Here is a 19,527-nt window from a genome sequence, read left to right on the forward strand (position 1 = left end):
ATTCATTGTCTTGCTAAGTTTCATCAATTAAGACATATCTAACTTAATTTTAACGCAAAATCAACCCAACAAACTGCCCTTATCTCAATCTTTTAAATTATAGACAACAAATAAGGTGCATTAACAAAGTATAATGCACCCGATCAGAAAAGCGATCGCACTAATTAATTATATGGGATTTTCTTGAGCATTATCAGCTATTGCAAGACTTATCGCTCGTTTTTCTTCTTCATTTAACTTATGTACAGTAATATTGGGCTTGACTCGTCGTTTCTTAACAGCATCTAACGCATCTGAAAGATCCCGATAACCTATTGTACTACCGTTATTCATGGCAACTTTTAAGGCCGAATCAATAATCGCATTACGTATATCCCTGCCACAGACTTCATCTATTTCAGCAAGCTTCTCGGTAGATACATCCTCTAGAAGTGGCAAATTTTTTGGCAGAAGTTTCTGCCAGATGAGGTTTCTACAAATTTGATCTGGCATTGGAAAAAATATATTACGAACCCTAGTCTCAAATGCAGGATCATAGTTTTCAACTAGATTGGTGGCAAAAACGACAATTCCTCGAAATCTCTCTAGTGAAATTAGTAACTGACTGCGCATAGAGTTTATTGCCTGTTCGGATCCTTGAGTTACGTTAGTCAATCTTTTAGAGAGCAAGGAATCTGATTCATCAATGAAAAGGACGGCATTGTCGCGTTCAGCCGCATAAAAAAGGGCTTCAACGTTTTTAGGACCCTCCCCATGATACATACTCTCAATCTGAGCATAACTGACCAGTAAAATATTTCTCTCTAAGTAAGAAGCTACTGCGTGCGCAGCCAAAGTTTTTCCTGTGCCGGGTGAACCGTAGAAATTAAGTGCAGAATAAGGGAAGGGTTGTATATTTCTTAATCCCCACTCATCAAATACTAATTTTTCAAGGACTGAAATTTTACTAGCTATTAGTAATTCTTCCTTAACTGATTCAGGAACGACTAATTGTTCCATTGAAAAATTCGGCTTTTGGCTACGATACTGCTCCGCTCTTTCCTCTAGGGAAATAGAATTTGCTTTACTGACAGACGCTTTGTTACTATTTTTGCTCAGATTTTTGACGGAGTTTAAATCTACACTTGAGGAAACAATTAAAGGTAAATTTTCTTTTCCGATTTTTTCTAAATAGCTTTGCCAAGCTGCATATATTCTGGTTTTGAAAACAAGAAAATCTTTTTCACTTTCTGTGGTGGTTGGTATATCCTGAAATATAATTTCGTCTTCCATGTTGTTTGCTTAAATTTTTGTATTGACAATAAAAAGTAGTCCTTGATAATTTTCGATTAACTTTAGGCAGGACTACCCTCATCTATAAAGTATTACACGGTTGCAATTAACTGTTACTCAGCCTTACCTAAATCGTGACATAAACTACATCCTCGTCTTCAAGTTCATTTGATATTGAGTTACTTTCAACGAGTAAAGCCTCCTTTGTTGACTTGTTGTACACAAATCTCTTGTGCTTCTTGCTACCCTTTTGCTTAGCAATTTTTTCTAATTCCGAACTAGCTTCAGGCGCAATTATGAGAACTTCATCATCAAGGTCATCCCAATAATCAGAGATGATCTCCATAACAGTAGCAATACTGATAATAGCCAAGGCTACTGCGGCTGCTCCAAACAAGAAACCCAATAGTACAAACTCTAATCCACCTAACAACATAGTAAACACTCCTTACTTATTTTTGTGGTAAATCAATCACAACACTATCATCGTTTCCAAAGATGTCATCTAATTCCTCATCAAGTTTTTTCGCACTGACTTTTCTACCTAAATAACCTCTTTTTTTGGGTACAATTTTTTCCTTATTGTCTATAAAAACCTGAGTTATCACCAATCCTTTAGATGAACGCTCAAGTTTGAGCAAGGTTGACTTTACAGTAGGATATTTCAACTTTATGTCAATAGCGTACTCCAAAGCCTCAACATAAGTGAATACACTATGATCAGAAGCAAGTTCCCCTTCTCTCAAGGTATCTAAAAGTCCGTATATCGGTTCTTTTGCTATACTTTTAACAAAATCTTTGAATCTTTCCAAATTTTCAGCTATTTTTTCAAATTTAGGCTCATTATCTGACATCATAATCAAATCTCCAGATGTGAACGATGACAATAAGGTATAAAGGTATAAGTATTACCTAACCCCCCGAATACTTGATACCAACTTGACTTAAAATCTGAACCACTTTACTCGCGTCATAACTGGGTACTTCTATCTGATCCCCTGAAATTGAGGCATTTGAACCCAATGAACCGACGATTTTTGCCTTAGCTTCTGATTTTTTAGAATCGAGCGCATATTTGTCTAAAACGAACTTCGTCATAAAATACCTGCGTTAAACTGAGACATAAGCAATAATACTTAGAACTAGCGTCGCTGAGTTAGATGTGGTTAGTTTTAGGTCTGTTTTGCTTAACTACATTCCATCATGCCAAACGCTTCCAAAAAGTGACAATCCCTAAACATCGGATTTTATCGGGAGTTTTGTCGGGTAAATTTTTCTGAAAATTGGAAAAAGTGGGATTTAGTTGGGCTATAATACCCAAAAGTCTTTTGCTGTGTCGATTGTATGAATATCACGGAAGTCTTACAACTGATTGACGAACGCCTTATTGAGCGAGATAAAAAGCCGCTAAATACTATCCAGAAGGCTATTTTTGAAGGGAGTTGGCAAGGACAGAGTTATCAAGAAATAGGTAACGAATATCACCGCAGTGAGACTCATATTAGAGAGGAAGGCGCTAAATTATGGAAGCTTTTATCGGATGCTTTTGGGGAAGAAATAAGAAAATCTAATTTTCGTTCTGTCTTAGAAAGAGTGTATATTAAATCATTAAAAAATTCTAATATTTATAGCATTAATGGCAATAATAATAATCTTTGTACTACGGAAAATACAAGATTGTCTAACGAAAATGACTTAAATAGTAATAATAACTCTCAATCTGAATCAATCTATCATGATCTAACCCTTGCTCCTCAAATTATTGACTTTTATAATAGAGAAAACGAACTGGCAACAGTCTCGAACTGGGTGTTTAAGCAAAATACTCGCTTAATTGCCGTTTTGGGATTATGGGGAATAGGAAAAACCACCCTAGTTAAACGATTTATTGATCTCAATTTAGAACAATTTGAAGTGGTGATTTGGAAAAGTTTAAAATTTCCCAAGTCTTTAGATTTATGGCTAAATGATTTATTGAATACTTGCCAAAAAGAACTGAAAGAAAGCACCGATAACAAAATCCAGCAATTGTTAGAAGTTCTAACCGATTATCAATGTTTAATCGTCTTAGATGATTTTCAAAATATTTTTGCTGTTGGTCAAATGGCGGGTAATTATCAATCTGAATATAGCAGTTATCAACATTTTTTAAAACTGATTGCAGAAATCCAACACCAGAGTCATTTTATTCTCATTAGTCAAGAAAAATCCGCAGAAATGAACTATATTAATCAGGAAAATTCTCCTACTCAATGCTTAGAATTATCAGGATTTGAAGCCATTGATTTTCTGAAAAATAAAGGTTTACAAGATGGGAAAAGATGGTTAGAATTAATTCAATTATACGAAGGTAATCCTTTTTATTTAACCGATATTGCCGTTTTGATTAAAGATGTTTTTGATGGCAAGGTTAACGATTTTTTGGCAGAAAATAGCTTAGTTATTACAAAAAAAATGCAGTCTCATTTAAAACAAATTTTTGGTCGCTGTTCTCCCCTTGCTCAACAAATCGCCTTAGAATTAAGTAAAGTTGATCAACCTTTATCTAGAGAGGAGTTAAAAAATAACCTAGATTTATCTGTCAGTGATTTAATCAATGGTTTACAATCCTTGCAACAACGTTATTTAATTCAAAGGGAGCAAAACCGATTTCAATTATCATCTATTTTTAAAGAGTATGTCAAAAGCGATCGCTCTTAATTTTTTTGATTAAGTTAGCTCTGAACTTCCCCCCATACACATCTACTAGAATAGCCAAAAAACCCTTATCCATCAATGGATACACCCATTAACTTTTCTGAATGTACCCATGTTGATTGTAATACCTCTTAAAGAAGATCGAGTCAAAAAAAGAACCCTTCCAACCTCTCAAACTGATTGGTAACGATTAGAGGCAATCAGCGATATTGATAGCGATGTGTGAGATTATTCTTGAGATAATAAATAGCTGGTTATAATTAAATTAAAAATGGATTTTAGGTTCGATCCCCCCTGCCCCCCTTGATAAGGGGGGTGCCGATAGGCGGGGGGATCCCCCTTAATAAGGGGGGCATCTGATAATTTTTAACGCCTACCTACTTATAAAGTCGATGTCTGATAAGTGATAACTGATAACTGAATTTAACTTCTTAAAGAAACTTGGAACTGTTTAACTAAAGCTTCTCGCACTTTTGTCATTAAGGGTTCCACATCTTCATCGGTTAAAGTTCGATCGCTGGCACGATAGACTAAACTAAAGGCCAAACTACAATGATTTTCTGGCACATTCTGCCCCTGATAGCGATCGAATAATTCGACTTTTTCTAAGAGATTACCTCCAGCATTTTTGATAGTTTTTGTCAATCTATCTACGGGTATATCTGTGGAAACAAAGAAGGCGATATCTCGTGCCGCTCCCGGATAGGTAGAATAGACCTGTAAACGCGGGGTAATTTTGGCACTATCGCTAAGAGTTGCTAACAGGATCGGGAACTGGATTTCAAAGGCATAAACTGCCTCAATTAATCCCTTTTGCTGACGCAATTGCGGGTGTAGTTGACCGAATATACCTAGGCGTTGTTTACCAATCCATAAAGATGCTGTTCGTCCGGGATGAAAACGCGCATCTTCGGCATATTTTTCGTAGCTTACTGTCAGCGAAAGGCGATCGAATACTGCTTCTAAAATGCCTTTTGCTTCATACCAGGTCATGGCTACCTCTTTACCCGATCGCAGCCAACGTCCGGCCGGGAAGAAATCACCGCCGAAAATACCGGCAATTGCATCGTATTCGTTGATATTATCCGATTCTAAGCGGAAAACTCGCCCGATCTCGAAGCCATTTAAGGAACCGTTACCCTGAGACTGATTATACTCAAACGCTTCGATTAAACCGTCGAGGAGATTAGTCCGCAAAGCAGAATACTCGACAAAAAGGGGATTAGCGAGGACAACTTCCGCTAATTCTGGTTTAACTAGGGAATACTGGACTAATTCCGTCAAACCGACTGCTCGAAAAGCTTCCCGCAGCCGACGCTGGATAGTTTCCTCAAAGGATAATCCTCCGGCTGCGGTTTTTGCCGGCAAAGTATCGACAAAGCGATCGTATCCGTACAGTCGCGCCACTTCTTCAATTAAGTCAATTTCTCGTTCTAAATCCCGATAACGGTAGTCTGGCACTGTCACAGTCCACAGAACAGGGTTTTTTGAGGTTAACTGCAATTCACAGCCCAAATTGCCTAAAATCCGTTCCACATCTTCGGCGAGAATTTCACCGATCGCACCATTATCTAGGGTAACTTGACCCAGTATTTGCTGTAAACGTTGTAAACGCAATTCGATCGAACGACTGGACTGATCAGCGCGATAATCAGCTTTAACCTGACTGCTGACAGTTCCCCCAGCTAACTCTAGAATCAAATCGATCGCCCTTTGACAAGCATATTCCAAAGCGGCGGGATTAACACCGCGTTCATAGCGTCCGGAAGATTCGCTGCGTAAACCCTGCGCTTTTGAGGAACGACGGATGGCGATCGGATCGAATAAAGCCGACTCTAGCACAAGATTAACGGTTTCCTCGTTAACTTCCGTATCTTGACCTCCCATCACTCCCGCTAAAGCTACAGGCTTATTATTGGCAGTAATTAATAAATTAAGCTCTTTTAAGCTTCTTTCCTGACCATCAAGGCTAATAATTTTTTCCCCTTCCTCGGCAAAACGTACCCCAATAGTAACGGATTTACCTCCGGCAAAACTCTGTAAACGATCGCGATCGAAAGTGTGTAAGGGTTGTCCCCACTCCAAGAGGACATAATTAGTAATATCGACCACATTATTGATCGATCGCAGTCCGGCAGCCTGTAAACGCTGTTGCAACCATAGCGGAGATGGGCTAATTTTTACCCCCTCGATCACCGTACCAATATAAGCAGGACAAGCTTTATTTTCGGTTATTTCCAGAGATAAATCTTTTTTAGGGGAAAATTCCCCTAATTTCACTTTTGGTAGGCTTAATTCTCCTCCTGTCAAAGCCGCCACTTCTCGCGCGACTCCGATCATACTCAAAGCATCGGCGCGGTTAGCGGTGGGAGAAATATCTAAAATCACCTCATCAAGTCCTAAGAGGGGACGAACATCTGTACCTAAAGGGAGATTTTCCGGGCTAAAAATGTGGATTCCTTCAGAATCTTTAGTTAATCCTAATTCCGCGAGGGAACAGATCATCCCTTCCGATTTTACCCCCCGCAATTTAGCCGGTTTAATCGTTAAATTGATTTTGGGTAAATAGGTTCCCAAAGTAGCCACGGGAACTAGAATATCAGCCCTAGCATTGGGCGCGCCACAGACAATTGTACTAGGGTTTGACTGACCGATATCCACCTGACAGACACTTAATTTATCTGCGTTGGGATGAGGTTGGCGATCGATAATTTTACCAATAACCACACCCTTTGCCCATTCTCGGCGATCCTCGATCTCTTCCACTTCTATTCCCGCAATTGTCAATAATTCGGCTAATTCTTGGGGAGATTGGGCGACTTTGACTAATTCTCGTAACCAGTTGATCGAAATCCGCATCGTTAATTCTTGCTTGCCGTTGGTTCTTAACTATTGTAAACCGTGGGTAGTCAATGATTTAGGGTTGACAGCAGGAAAGATCGCTTTCAGGTTTGCTGGGGATACTCATTTTTAAAAGTTGCCTTCAGCCAATTGTTATTATAGACTATAAGTTACATGGAGTAAGAAAATCGATGAGGAAAGCAATCAGTCTATTTGCCTGTGGTGGAATTGGAGATATGGCTCTTCGCTCTGGGGGATTTGAAGTTGTAGTGGCGAATGAATTATTGAAAGATCGTGCAGAAGTATTTAAATTTAACCACCCAGAATCATTAATGATTATTGGAGATATATGGGATAAAAAAAATGAGATAGTTGCAGAAACAAAGCAGCGACTCTCTGGACAAAATTTAGACATTGTTTTTGCGACTCCTCCCTGCCAAGGTATGTCTAAAAATGGCAGAGGTAAGCTGCTTAATTCTATTCGTAAAGGCTCAAAAAATGAAATCGACCAGAGAAATTTATTAATCATTCCCACCCTAGAAGTTTTTCTGGCTAGTGGAGCAGAAACACTGGTCATGGAAAATGTGCCAGAAATGCAAAATACTTATATACCCTTTCCCGAGAAAGACGATTATTTAGTAAATATTTTATATTATATAAAACAGCGTATCGGTGATAAGTTTTTCAGTTCGATTAGCATTATAGATTTTGCTGATTATGGAGTCCCGCAGAATCGTCAACGACTTATTTCAATATTTACTAAAAATGAGAAACTGAAGAATTATTTAAAAAAGAACAATTCTCTTTTTCCTAAACCAACTCATAGTAAAGAAGGATTAGAACTTCCTAGATGGAAAACTGTTCGAGACGCAATATATCATTTACCACCGCTTGACTCTCAACGAACAGAAACTGCTAAATCCGATGATATACCATATCACTATGTACCCCTATTAGATGAAGAAAAATATTTTTGGATCAGTAATACACCAGAAGAAAAAAGTTCATTTGATAATCAATGTATTAACCCTGTTTGTAGATATAATGGTAATCCAACACACAGCGCACGCAAAAATAATGAAGGAATTAATAGAGCTAGTACAGAAACCCCCCTTTACTGCCTTAAATGTGGACACATTCTTCCTCGTCCATGGGTTAAAGAAGATGGAAAATACAGGTTGATGAAAGGTTATACCAGTGCCTATAAAAGAATGAGTTGGGACGCACCAGCCAGTACAATTACACGAAATCTCTCCTATGCTTGTAGTGACAATAAACTACATCCTATTCAAAATAGAGTATTATCTCTGTATGAAGCAATGATTCTTCATACAATTACCGAATACCCATTTTCATGGAAACGGGCAGATGACAAAAGAGTTAGTGATAAACTAATTAGAGAGTTAATTGGCGAAAGTATCCCACCTGCTGGATTACAAAAAATATTTGATCATTTAGTATCCATCCTCAATGATGATTGTTCTCTTGAGGAGCAAATCAAGGAAAAATATGAGCAGCTCTGTCTATTTTGAAATTAAATTGTCTTTGTTATATTTGTTGACAAAATTAATATATCTATCGTCATTCTTGATCATAATCCAGTTTTTATACATTTTCTTAACGCCTTGTCGTGACATAATTGAGACGCTAGTTGTTCTTCCACCGCCTTCTTTTGGCTGAACAATTTTCCCCCAATCATTGTCAGTTAAGTTGTTGCCAAAAAATACAGCAACTATTTGAGGTATAGTCTTCTCAAAATCCCAGAGAATGCCAATAAGATTGTTAGTTTCTCTATGGTGAGCCTTCCAATCATAGCTTTTCATTACCTCGATTCTTGTGTCTCCCATATCGGGTTTTTCTTTTCCAGTCTTCTTTAATTCTCTTGGTGTAGGAACACTGCCACAAGTGGCTTTAACCTCTACTCCCCCATTAGCAAATGGACTAAATGGAGACTTATCTCGCATTCGTCTTTCTTGGGAAAGTTGTTCAAAAAAAACTTTGCCATTTTTATCCATTAACAGCAAATCTGGATAGCCGTCTTGATGCGGATTGTTGATAAATAATCCCTGGGATTTATTGGCAAATTCTATGGCAAATAGCTCACCAATAAATGCGGAAAGATTCCTCATACCTAGAATTCTAAATATATCTACTGGTATATCTTGGACGATTTTTTTAACAACAGAATGACATTCAACTAATGAATGCTCAAATATGACTTTATCGATAGTTATTTTCTGACCTTGTTTTGAGAAAAAGCTGGTATCAGAATGTTTATTTATGATATAACTCATTAATTTCTTCCGCAACAGTATTGACAAAAGTAACAATATCCATGTCCAGAGCTGAAATAATTTGTTCTAAGGAGTCTAAAGTAATGTTTCTTACTCCCCTTTCAACTCCAGATATGTAGGTTCTGTCAAGATTAGCCCTATACCCTAAAGCTTCTTGACTCAGATTACGTTTCTTCCGCAATTTTCTTACAGTCACAGCAACAGCAGTGACTAGCTTTCCTGCCATATATAAACTACCAAAGAAGATATTGAAATTCTCTACAGTCCATTTTCCTTCTATGATGACTATTAATCTACGGACTATAAGTCACAAAAGCTGATTCTGAATAAACCTATATTCGGGAGCGGCAAAAACTCTGATTTTGTGTTTGACTAAAAATGTATCCTAAAGATTGCCATCCCGTTGCGATTCTATCCGTGCCTTACTATTCCCAATATCCCGACGCTTTTACTCCCAGTTATCTGAGCGAACTACAAGGACAGATTCTCGCTTGTCCCCACTTCACAGTTAACAATTTAAATCGAGATTTCGTTAAAACCAAAGGCTTTTCCATCGCTTTTCGACGCACACAAATCAGCGCAGTAGAACGAATTTTTCCCTATTTTAAACCCTATCTTGATCGCAGTTTACAAGCTGACTGCAACGCTTTTTATCTTAATCCCTTACTCCTACAAACCGGTTCACGCGTCGATCCCCATATCGATCGCTCCCTGCGATCCTATTGTAAAACGATCGATCCTCCGCTCCTAGTTAGCGTCCTTTATGTGCAGGTTCCTAAAGATATTCAAGGGGGGGAACTGGTACTAGCAACAGGCAATCGTTCCGTGGCCCAGATTCGTCCTCGTACTAACACCCTGATCCTCTTTCAAGGAGATCTCACCCATTCAGTTAATCCCGTTAGCTGTTCTGGTATTCGTCTGAGTCTTGTCTGCGAACAATATCGTTTAGATGCCGAAGAATTGCGCGAGATTCCCGAAATGCAGATAGAATCGCGAACCATGAAACCAGAAAAGAAAAAAAAGAAAGATCGGGTCGTTGCCCTACAATAAAAGGGCATTTTTGTAAAGATATTCTAGATGGTGATGCGCGAACCGATCGTCGAATTAAGGGGAGTAACCAAAGCTTTCGGCAAGAAAGTGATCTTAAATAACGTCGATCTAAAAGTGTACGAAGGAGAAGCGATCGGTGTGATCGGTCCATCTGGTACGGGAAAATCGACGATTTTGCGCCTAGTCGCCGGATTACTGGCCCCTGATCGGGGAGAAGTGTACATATACGGCACAAAACGGCAGAGAACCGTAGAACAAGGGGAAGATCCCCTCGGTGTTGGTCTAGTTTTCCAACAATCAGCCCTTTTTGACTCCCTCACTGTTGGGGAAAATGTCGGTTTTGCCCTCTATCGCCACTCAAAGCTAAAACGAGCCGAAATCCGGGATTTAGTGGAAGAAAAACTGGATTTAGTGGGAATGTCCGGTTCCTACGACCTCTATCCAGCTGAAATATCCGGAGGGATGCGAAAACGCGTCAGTTTAGCCAGAGCAATTATCAGCGATCCCTCGATCGCCGCCGATCGACCGAACATTCTCCTTTACGATGAACCTACTGCCGGACTCGATCCCGTCGCTTCTACCCGCATCCAGACGGTAATTATGGAACTTCTCAAAGTCAAAAAAGCCTGTGGGGCCCATCTCATTGTCACCCACGTCCACAGCACCATCGAAAATACCACCGATCGCATCGTTTTTCTCTATAAAGGTCAATTTCAATGGGTTGGACCGACTCAAGAGGCTTATCACTCCGAAATCCCCGTACTCAAGCAATTTTTTACCGGCAGTATCGACGGACCAATTCAGTGATCAGTAAACAGTAAACAGTAATCAGTGAACTGATAACTCGCATCTGATCACTAATCACTGATCGCTGAAATCCCCCGATTTCTCCTGTAAGATACTTTTTAGAGATGAGGAGTAATTATTTATGGAAGCTGGCGGTTCACAACAGGGGATTTCCCCAACTCTGCGGCAAAGTGGTATCGGTTTAATGTTACTGGCATCGGGGGGAATATTAATCTGGTTTATCGCCTGGTTAAGTAATTTTAGCTTCGGGGGACGCAGTTATCGAGTCACCTTCCTTTTTCCTAATGTGGGTGGCATGATGGTGGGAACCCGCGTCGGTTATCGGGGAGTGAGAATCGGGCAAGTGACGGCAATTACCCCAGAACCGGAGGGAGTCGCCGTAGAAGTGGAGATTTCGCCCGCAGATCGCCTAATTCCCAGTAATTCCCTCATCGAAGCCATTCAATCCGGTTTAGTCGGTGAAACCACGATCGATATTACTCCCCTGCAAGCTTTACCCGTCGGTGGTGTCAAAGAACCCCCTTTGAGTCCTAACTGCAATGGGGAAGTGATTATCTGTAACGGTTCCCGTTTACAAGGGCAATCGGCGCTAAATGTCAATACCTTGATCAGATCTTTACTGAGAATTTCTAATCTAGTTAGTGATCCCGATATGGTGGCCGGATTTCGTTCCTTTACCCAACGCGCTGCTAATGCCTTGGGGGGACTCGATCGCTTTAGTGGTGAGGCAACCACCGCTTTAAGCGAGGTTCGTCGCAGCGGTACTCTAGGTAAACTTAATTCGGGGATGAGATCCCTAGAATCCTTACCCCAAGTATCCGGTTCCCTCGATCGCCTTTCTAGTGATCTTTCCGGTGTCGGGGGATTGAGTCAGGAAGCGACTACTTTACTGAGAAGTTTACAGGGAAGTGGCGGCCTGAGAAATTTAGACGCTACTCTAGTGGAGGCCCGAAAAACGCTGCTTTTGGTGGGCCAAACTACCGAAGAACTGCGGGTTTTTTTGGCAGCTAATCAAAATCGTTTAATTGCCACTCTCGATAGTATCAAAACTACTAGCGATCGCCTACAAACTACTCTCGCTGCTTTAGATCCCATCCTGACGCAAGTGCAGAAAAGCCAAATTATTGAGAATTTAAACACTATTTCGGCAAATGCTGTTAAATTAAGCGAAAATTTGGGTAATTTTACCGCTTATCTCTCCGATCCTGCCACTGTTGTCACCCTACAGCAACTCCTCGACTCCTCTCGCGCTGCTTTTGCCAATCTTCAGAAAATCACCTCGGATGTGGATGAAATTACCGGTAATCCGCAACTGCGACAGGAAATTATTCGTTTAATTCAGGGTTTAAGTCGTTTGGTTTCTTCTAGCGAACAACTACAGCAGGAATTCGCCCAAGGTCAAGCAATGACAAGAATGGCCGCCCAAATTGCGACAATAGCCCCAAATCCCGCCGCTAATACCCCAGAAAAAGACGCTAAGAAACCTGAATCTGAGTAGCAGAATTTGGGGTAAGGGGTTAGGAAAAAAAGTCTGAGCATTTGTACTAAAATTTTCAAGACTCAGTTTAAATACACAACAGTTTGCCTAATTTTTTGTCATAGCTAAATGAGGAATTTCTTCACCATGTTGACGATAACTTTCTTTAACGCCTTCCCAAGCTAAAATTAATTGATTGAGTGCTGTTTGGGGGCTATCAGCAAAAGCGGAAACGCTAGGCATTTCTACTAAGTATGCTACCCAATCTCCCTCCTCATCTTGGAAGATATTAATGCTAAAACCGTTAAAATCCTCGGTTGTTCGATTCATTTTCTTCCTCCTGTATTTTTAAAAATTGTTTAACTTGATAAGCTTTCGCTTCACCGTTTTTTGTCGGTTGAATAGATATACGGACTCTCTTAGATGAATACCAAATGTGATGACTTCCTGTTTGATGGTCAAAAGTCCAACAATACGATGTCCTTTTAATTGAATATTATCTACTGCCACAAATTCAAAATAATCTTCTAACTGCATAGGTTGTTACCGCTTAAAACCTCAATACTATCCTAGCATATTGTTAAAAATGTGCTGCATAATTCAAAATTATTCACAGATCACTCAATGACGAAAAAATCAAATTCTCTAGGGATTTAACACTGTTAAATCCTCAAATTTAAATCCTCAAAACCTCTGGGAGCTACTCGCTCAATTTTGGCATATAATTAAGGCTGGCTGAACAGATAAGCAGAGGTTGTTAAAAAAGGGCGAATGTACCCGAAAATCAATTAGTTTTGCTAATCTTTGAGTCATTTTCGAAAATTCCATTCTTAGGAGAACAATCGGAAATGTAGCACACAAAAGCTTAAAATAGATTAAGAAATAATTAAATTTTTGGCTCTCTTATTCTTTGTTTGATAAGTATTCGCTTGGTTTTCTTGGATATTGGGAGCAAAATGTTTATAGTTGTTACAAATTCTGGGAAGATGGGTTACGACGGATTGATCACCCATCCTTCGTTGTTAATACTTAGTGCCGTCTAACCCATCCTACAATGATTGATAAATTTTTTTTATCACCATAACCCCATGGGGTATTCGGTTTTTCCCTTCAATCTAATTTAAGTCTATCTGAATATTTAACCCAACCCACCTACCCAGTCAGGGATGAGCTTTTGGATAGAGAGACTTGTGGCAAGATATAATTAAGGTATATTTTGGGGAAGAAATTGGATTATGGAAGAACTTTTAGAATTAAAAGCTTTGCTCTTAAAAGGTGATATTAAAGGTTCACTGGCGATTGTAGAAGAACTTGAAGATATGAGCAAAAATGGGATTATTAGCACCATTCGTAGTTATGCTGTTATCTTATTACTTCATTTAATTAAACAACAGGCAGAAAAACGAACCACTCGTTCTTGGGATGTCTCCATTCGCAATAGTGTTAGAGAAATTCAACGCCAAAATAAACGCCGAAAAGCAGCAGGATATTATTTAAGTGATGAGGAATTAACAGAAACTTTAAACGATGCTTATCTTAATGCTTTGGATGCAGCTTCTTTAGAAGTCGAAGCTGGTCGTTATCAATCGGAGCAAATAGAAGCTATAATTGACAAAAATAAACTGATTAGCGATGCTTTCCTTTTAATCAAAAACGTCTCTCCTTAGAAAGATTATGATAGACTCAATCTCTAAAAAACAAGCCCAAGAAATGTTACGTTGGTTAAACAAAAATCGTGACACTGTGCTTGATTTATATAAGAATAAATACATCGCTTATAATGAAAAAGGGGTGATTGCTCACGGTGAAAATTTACAGAATGTTCTGGAACAAGCCAACACAACCAATCAAGAATTTGTCATTTATCTTGTTCCTCGTTGTCGTTATTCTATTCAAATTTTACCCATTCAAGTTTAAAGTAGTTTAAGTTGATTTTGACAACGGCAAAATTCTATGAAAATAACCCTTTATCAACCGACGTTATCGTTATTATTGCTACTGTTGCTATCCAGTGGTTGTGCAGTCAATCAGGAAAAAGAGAAAATCACCACTCCGCAAGCGTCTCCCCTAGCAGAAATCCTGCCTTGGCAGACGGTCGAACGGGTTACTATTTTAAAAGCCGATCAGGATCCCATCTATGCTTTGGCCATTAGTCCCGATAACTCCCTGCTGCTGAGTGGTAGTTTTGACGGTACTGTTAGGGAATGGGACCTAAAAACTCAAAAACCTCTCAGGACTTGGCAACTAGGTGATACCGTTAACGCTATCCAATTTAGTCCCGATGGTGAGAGTTTCGTAACTGCCGATGCGGGGGGAAAAGTGCAACGCTGGAATACGCGCACGGGAAAATTAGAAATGACCTATCCCGGCCATGCTTTTCTCGTTACTGATGCCGCTATTTCTCCCGATGGTAAAACCTTGGCCACGGGTAGCTGGGATCGTACAGTTAAACTCTGGGATTTTCAGACGGGGAAACTGTTAAAAATCCTGCGCGGCCATAATCATCCCATTCAAGCGATCGCATTTAGTCCCGATGGTGAAGGAATTGTTAGCGCCGATTACGATGGCTTCGTTAAACTGTGGAAAGTGAGTACCGGTCGCTTTATTCGTGCCTATGCGGGTAATTTATTCCCCGTTTATCGGGTGCTTTTTTCCAAGGATGGTAATACCGCCGGTACTGCTAGTCAAGACGGTTCGATCCGCGGTTGGCAAGTGAAAAGCGGCATCGGCACCACTACTATTCTCGCCCATAACGACGCTGTTACCGATATAGCCCTGCTCGATGGGGGCAAAGTTTTGGCCAGCACTTCCGGGGATGGAACCGTCAAATTTTGGGATGTTAATACCCGTCGGCACTTGAATACCCTGAAGGGAAACGTCATCTTAAGGATGGTTGCCAGTCAAGATGGTCGTTGGTTAGTCACTGGAGATCAAGACGGTGCGATCGCACTGTGGCGGGGAATCTAATTGACTATAATTAAGACTAGAGTGTTTTCTAGGGCGAAATATAGCCATGGCAGCAGTGATTTTAAACTTAGATACAGTCAATCTCAGCGATGAGCAGTTTTACCGTCTCTGTCAAGTTAACCCAGATTGGCAACTGGAAAGAAACGTTCAAGGAGAATTAATCGTGATGCCACCTGTTGGGGGAATTAGCGGCAACCGAGAGGCCGATTTTATTGGTTTACTTTGGTTGTGGAATCATCAAACCCGATTGGGTAAAGTCTTTAGTTCAGCGACGATTTTTCGTTTACCGAATGGCGGAGATCGCGCTCCCGATGCCGCTTGGGTGAGTTTAACCCGTTGGCAAGCTCTGAGTCGAGAAGAACAGGAGAAATTCCCGCCTATTTGCCCCGATTTCGTTATTGAACTGCGCTCCCGTAGCGATTCCCTCCCGGAAATTCAAGCTAAAATGCGGGAATATCTCCACAGTGGTTTGCGATTAGGTTGGCTAGTTAATCCTCAACAACAACAAGTGGAAATTTATCGTCCTCAGCAACCCGTAGAAATTATAGAACTCCCCGCTAATTTAAGCGGGGAGGATGTCTTACCCGGTTTTAGTCTATTTATCTCTATTTTTGAGTAAAATATCCTTAAAACCGAGGTATGATCAGACCTCTTGTAAAAATCAAAATAGGAGTCGGTCGTCAGTCGTCAGTAGTCAGTAGTCAGGAGAATTAAGAATCAATAATAATCAATTAAATGGTCTATTTACAGATTTTAGGCAATTTAATCCTTGTTTTTGCCGTTTTTGACCCCTCTGAACCCGGAACTATGACTGCTATCGGTTGATCAGGTCTGGGTTTAGCTGGTGCCGCTACCCGTGGTAAACTGCCAGAAAAAGCCAAAACCAAAGTCTAACCCTTCGACTAAGCTCAGGGCGAGATTAGCGAAAATTTCGGGTTAACACTAAAACGGGCCCTGTCCGGTTGGGCGCATCTCAATTTTGAGGAACTATCTAGGGTTTGCTGAATAAATCTAAAAACCTTGTTGGATAATATCTTTAGGCCTTTTTGAAATCAAAAAGTGCCGGCCATTGGAGTTATCGGGGGGGAAATTCAAGGACTTTTTCCCTGAAAATTAGGTAATTGACCACCTAAAAATGGGTATAAACCCACACCCTACACCCTACTCCTAGGAAAAACTTTTTGCCGCAAACCCTATTTAACTATGACCACCGATACTGTCACCACTCCCTCGCCCAAAAAACTCTGGTTAGCAGCCATTAAACCACCAATGTATAGTGTGGCAATTATACCGATTATTCTGGGAACAGCGATCGCTTATCAGGAAACAGGTCTATTTTCTGCCCCGATTTTTGCCACTTTTATCCTCTCAGCTATTTTAATTCTCGCTTGGTTAAATCTCAGCAATGATGTTTTTGATGCCGATACCGGTATCGATGTCAATAAGGCCCATTCGATCGTTAATTTAACCGGTAACAAATCTTTGATTTTCTGGCTGAGTAATCTTTTTCTATTATTAGGCATCGCCGGTATTTTTGCCATTAGTTATTGGCGAGGCGATTGGACTATCCTAGAATTAATCGCCCTCTGCTGTTTTTTGGGCTATACCTATCAAGGTCCTCCCTTCCGTCTCGGTTATCAAGGATTAGGTGAAATTATCTGTTTTTTTACTTTTGGACCCTTGGCGATTGCCGCTGCCTACTATTCCCAAGTCGGTGCTTTTTCTCTCTCTAGTCTAGCGGCTTCAATTATTATCGGGATTACCACTTCTATCATCCTTTTTTGTTCCCATTTCCATCAAGTCGCCGATGATCTCAAAGCAGGTAAAAAATCACCTATTGCCCGTTTGGGTACTTTAAAAGGTTCTAGAGTTTTAACCGTAGTGACGGTTCTCGTTTATGTTTTAACGGTAGTTTTTGTCCTGCTGCAAGTTTATCCCCCTCTCACTCTTTTAATCTTCCTTAGTCTCCCTTTCGCTTGGCAATTAGTCCACCACGTTAACCAAAATCACGACCAACCTCAGCTAGTCAGTAACTGCAAGTTTATAGCGGTTAATCTTCACTTTTTTAGTGGCATTCTCTTCTCCCTTGGCTATTTCCTTTCTTCCCGTTTATAAACCAGATTTTTTTTCTTAAACCCCTTGACAAAACCCCGCCACTTGACCTATACTTGTATTCATAATGGAAATCCGTGCCTGCCTGCGAACCCCTCATTTTTAGGCGGGATAGACCGAAAAAAAATTAACCGACTTGAATCAGTTATCAGTTATCAGATTTGAGTTTTAAGTTCACTGATTACTGTTCACAGAAAACACTTCCCACTTCCTCATTCATAATTCATAATTCATAATTAATCGCCACAAATCAAGGTTAGCATGAGTGAACAACCCCTCGGATCGGTTATTCAAGGTTCCCTGAGTGAAGGTTTAGAAATCCGTCTTTATCCGGATATTTCCGTGGAAGATATGCGCGTCGGTAAGTTTTTGGTTGTGCAAGGCACTCGCTCGCGTTTTTTCTGTCTCCTCACCGATGTCTCCCTGGGTAACTCTAGTCCCCGGATTATCGCGAATCCTCCCCATCCCGATGATAGTTTTATGCGCGATGTTTTGGCGGGTAGCGGCACTTATGGTACTATTGAACTATCGCCTATGCTCATGTTTACGAAGTCAGAGGAAGCCCCGGCTTTTCAAGCCGGGGTCTCTCTGACTCCGACTGGAGGTAATTCTCCCGCAGTTTCCGACACTTCTTTAGGCTCTTTTCAACCCCAAACTAGCGCCGATTTAGAATTACTGCCAGTTAAAACTATTCCGTCCCATTTTAGCCAAGTTTATGAAGCTTGTGAGCAGGATTTTCGCATGGTTTTCGGTTGGGAAGATGACCCCACCAGAAAGAATTTTGCCATTGGTCAACCCCTTGACATGGACGTGCCAATATGTATTAATCTCGATCGCTTTGTGGAACGTAGTAACGGTGTTTTTGGCAAATCGGGGACAGGAAAATCCTTTTTAACCAGATTACTAATTTCGGGCATTATTCGCAAACAAGCAGGGGTTAACCTCATGTTTGATATGCACTCGGAATACGGTTGGGAAGCGATGAAAGAAGGGAAGGATGTTTCTACGGTGAAAGGATTATCTCAATTATTCCCCGGACAGGTAGAAATTTATACCCTCGATCCCGATTCTACCAAACGCCGGGGAGTACGAGGAGCGCAGGAATTATTCTTAAGTTATAATCAGATTGAAATCGAGGATATTCGTTTAATCGGTCGGGAATTAGGCATCTCGGAAGCTAGTTTAGATAATGCCAATATTCTCTATAACGAGTATGGAGAATCTTGGATCGTTCAGTTATTAAATATGAGTAACGAGGACATTAAAATCTTCTGTACCGAAAAACAGGGCCATGCGGGATCAATTATGTCCCTCCAGAGAAAATTAATGCGTCTAGATAGTTTGAAATATTTAAAAACTGTTTGTCCCCACAATTATATCGATCAGGTTTTACAAGCTTTAGATGCAGGTAAGCACGTTGTCATTGAATTTGGCTCCCAAAGTAATATGCTTTCCTATATGTTAGCCACCAATATGATCACCCGTCGGATTCATGCTAATTATGTTAAAAAAGCTGAATATTTTTTACAAACTAAAAACCCCGTTGATCGGCCGCAACAGTTAGTGATTACCATTGAAGAAGCTCATCGATTTCTCGATTCTGCCGTGGTGCATCAAACTATTTTTGGAACCATCGCCAGGGAGATGCGAAAATACTTTGTTACTCTCTTAATTGTTGACCAAAGACCTTCAGGAATTGATAACGAAGTCATGTCTCAGGTAGGGACAAGAATCACCTGTTTATTAAACGATGAAAAGGACATAGAAGCCATATTTACAGGGGTTTCTGGAGGGGGAAGTTTGCGATCAGTTTTAGCGAAATTAGACTCAAAACAACAAGCTTTAGTTTTAGGTCATGCGGTCCCTATGCCGGTAGTAATTCGTACTCGCGCCTACGATCAAAAATTCTATGCTGAAATAGGTGCGACCGACTGGCGAGAATTACCCGATGAGGAAGTATTAGCGGCAGCCAAAATTGCTAAAGCCGATCTAGGATTTTAGAAAAATTAA

The 19,527-nt window shown here is 40.3% G+C and carries 20 protein-coding genes; 11 read left to right on the plus strand and 9 right to left on the minus strand.

Annotation, left to right across the window (positions count from 1 at the left end; all coding sequences use genetic code 11):
• Positions 1-168: 168 nt before the first annotated feature.
• The 4 genes from IM479_RS01810 to IM479_RS01825 all read right to left on the minus strand — a co-directional run bounded on the left by IM479_RS01810 (position 169) and on the right by IM479_RS01825 (position 2,370).
• Positions 169-1,272: an ATP-binding protein gene (locus tag IM479_RS01810; protein WP_287687257.1), complete on the minus strand. Its 1,104-nt coding sequence runs from the start codon at positions 1,270-1,272 to the stop codon at positions 169-171.
• Between the two features lie 127 nt (positions 1,273-1,399).
• Positions 1,400-1,708, minus strand: a complete 309-nt coding sequence (locus tag IM479_RS01815) for a hypothetical protein (RefSeq protein WP_287687258.1) — start codon at positions 1,706-1,708, stop codon at positions 1,400-1,402.
• 16 nt (positions 1,709-1,724) lie between these two features.
• Positions 1,725-2,129 (minus strand): hypothetical protein, encoded by a 405-nt coding sequence (locus IM479_RS01820; protein WP_041804150.1) that lies wholly within the window; start codon positions 2,127-2,129, stop codon positions 1,725-1,727.
• A 55-nt stretch (positions 2,130-2,184) separates the two neighbouring features.
• Positions 2,185-2,370: a hypothetical protein gene (locus IM479_RS01825; protein WP_002754073.1), complete on the minus strand. Its 186-nt coding sequence runs from the start codon at positions 2,368-2,370 to the stop codon at positions 2,185-2,187.
• Between the two features lie 246 nt (positions 2,371-2,616).
• On the opposite strand from IM479_RS01825, the gene IM479_RS01830 reads away from it, so the two are divergent.
• Complete coding sequence (locus IM479_RS01830) at positions 2,617-3,972, plus strand: helix-turn-helix domain-containing protein (RefSeq protein WP_287687261.1); 1,356 nt, start codon at positions 2,617-2,619, stop codon at positions 3,970-3,972.
• A 420-nt stretch (positions 3,973-4,392) separates the two neighbouring features.
• On the opposite strand, the gene pheT is transcribed toward IM479_RS01830, so the two are convergent.
• Positions 4,393-6,828, minus strand: a complete 2,436-nt coding sequence (gene pheT / locus IM479_RS01835) for a phenylalanine--tRNA ligase subunit beta (RefSeq protein ID WP_287687263.1) — start codon at positions 6,826-6,828, stop codon at positions 4,393-4,395.
• A 173-nt stretch (positions 6,829-7,001) separates the two neighbouring features.
• On the opposite strand from pheT, the gene IM479_RS01840 reads away from it, so the two are divergent.
• A complete protein-coding gene (locus IM479_RS01840; RefSeq protein ID WP_287687265.1) occupies positions 7,002-8,342 on the plus strand; it encodes a DNA cytosine methyltransferase in 1,341 nt (446 codons plus the stop codon).
• Here IM479_RS01840 and IM479_RS01845 read toward each other — a convergent pair.
• The gene (locus IM479_RS01845) at positions 8,334-9,104 is read right to left on the minus strand and encodes a hypothetical protein (RefSeq protein ID WP_287687266.1); all 771 of its coding nucleotides are present in this window, start codon (positions 9,102-9,104) and stop codon (positions 8,334-8,336) included. The two genes, IM479_RS01840 and IM479_RS01845, sit on opposite strands and share 9 nt — an antisense overlap.
• The gene (locus IM479_RS01850) at positions 9,085-9,330 is read right to left on the minus strand and encodes a helix-turn-helix domain-containing protein (protein WP_002749478.1); all 246 of its coding nucleotides are present in this window, start codon (positions 9,328-9,330) and stop codon (positions 9,085-9,087) included. The genes IM479_RS01845 and IM479_RS01850 overlap by 20 nt, the downstream gene beginning before the upstream one ends.
• A 191-nt stretch (positions 9,331-9,521) precedes the next feature.
• Between IM479_RS01850 and IM479_RS01855 the strand changes: the two genes are divergently transcribed.
• From IM479_RS01855 to IM479_RS01865, 3 genes are all read left to right on the plus strand, one after another.
• Positions 9,522-10,154, plus strand: coding sequence for a 2OG-Fe(II) oxygenase (locus tag IM479_RS01855; RefSeq protein WP_286824985.1), 633 nt, complete (start codon positions 9,522-9,524; stop codon positions 10,152-10,154).
• Between the two features lie 27 nt (positions 10,155-10,181).
• Positions 10,182-10,961, plus strand: a complete 780-nt coding sequence (locus IM479_RS01860; RefSeq protein ID WP_061433001.1) for an ABC transporter ATP-binding protein — start codon at positions 10,182-10,184, stop codon at positions 10,959-10,961.
• A 121-nt stretch (positions 10,962-11,082) separates the two neighbouring features.
• The gene (locus tag IM479_RS01865; RefSeq protein ID WP_287687267.1) at positions 11,083-12,459 is read left to right on the plus strand and encodes an MlaD family protein; all 1,377 of its coding nucleotides are present in this window, start codon (positions 11,083-11,085) and stop codon (positions 12,457-12,459) included.
• Between the two features lie 87 nt (positions 12,460-12,546).
• On the opposite strand, the gene IM479_RS01870 is transcribed toward IM479_RS01865, so the two are convergent.
• Both IM479_RS01870 and IM479_RS01875 read right to left on the minus strand, forming a co-directional pair.
• A complete protein-coding gene (locus IM479_RS01870; protein WP_024968851.1) occupies positions 12,547-12,768 on the minus strand; it encodes a type II toxin-antitoxin system HicB family antitoxin in 222 nt (73 codons plus the stop codon).
• Entirely contained in the window at positions 12,743-12,928 is a 186-nt protein-coding gene (locus IM479_RS01875) for a type II toxin-antitoxin system HicA family toxin (protein WP_353737584.1), read from the minus strand. The genes IM479_RS01870 and IM479_RS01875 overlap by 26 nt, the downstream gene beginning before the upstream one ends.
• Positions 12,929-13,673: 745 nt before the next feature.
• On the opposite strand from IM479_RS01875, the gene IM479_RS01880 reads away from it, so the two are divergent.
• The 6 genes from IM479_RS01880 to IM479_RS01905 all read left to right on the plus strand — a co-directional run bounded on the left by IM479_RS01880 (position 13,674) and on the right by IM479_RS01905 (position 19,518).
• Positions 13,674-14,105, plus strand: a complete 432-nt coding sequence (locus IM479_RS01880) for a DUF29 family protein (protein ID WP_287687269.1) — start codon at positions 13,674-13,676, stop codon at positions 14,103-14,105.
• A gap of 7 nt (positions 14,106-14,112) precedes the next feature.
• Complete coding sequence (locus IM479_RS01885) at positions 14,113-14,355, plus strand: DUF5678 domain-containing protein (protein WP_287687271.1); 243 nt, start codon at positions 14,113-14,115, stop codon at positions 14,353-14,355.
• Between the two features lie 36 nt (positions 14,356-14,391).
• Positions 14,392-15,405: a WD40 repeat domain-containing protein gene (locus IM479_RS01890; RefSeq protein ID WP_287687273.1), complete on the plus strand. Its 1,014-nt coding sequence runs from the start codon at positions 14,392-14,394 to the stop codon at positions 15,403-15,405.
• Positions 15,406-15,451: 46 nt separating this feature from the next.
• Positions 15,452-16,024, plus strand: coding sequence for a Uma2 family endonuclease (locus IM479_RS01895; protein WP_286823797.1), 573 nt, complete (start codon positions 15,452-15,454; stop codon positions 16,022-16,024).
• Positions 16,025-16,608: 584 nt separating this feature from the next.
• The gene (gene menA, locus IM479_RS01900) at positions 16,609-17,520 is read left to right on the plus strand and encodes a 2-carboxy-1,4-naphthoquinone phytyltransferase (protein WP_287077613.1); all 912 of its coding nucleotides are present in this window, start codon (positions 16,609-16,611) and stop codon (positions 17,518-17,520) included.
• 258 nt (positions 17,521-17,778) lie between these two features.
• Complete coding sequence (locus IM479_RS01905) at positions 17,779-19,518, plus strand: helicase HerA domain-containing protein (protein WP_287687275.1); 1,740 nt, start codon at positions 17,779-17,781, stop codon at positions 19,516-19,518.
• Positions 19,519-19,527 lie beyond the last annotated feature (9 nt).

It is taken from the genome of Microcystis sp. M165S2 (genome assembly GCF_020245885.1).
Taxonomy (GTDB): domain Bacteria; phylum Cyanobacteriota; class Cyanobacteriia; order Cyanobacteriales; family Microcystaceae; genus Microcystis.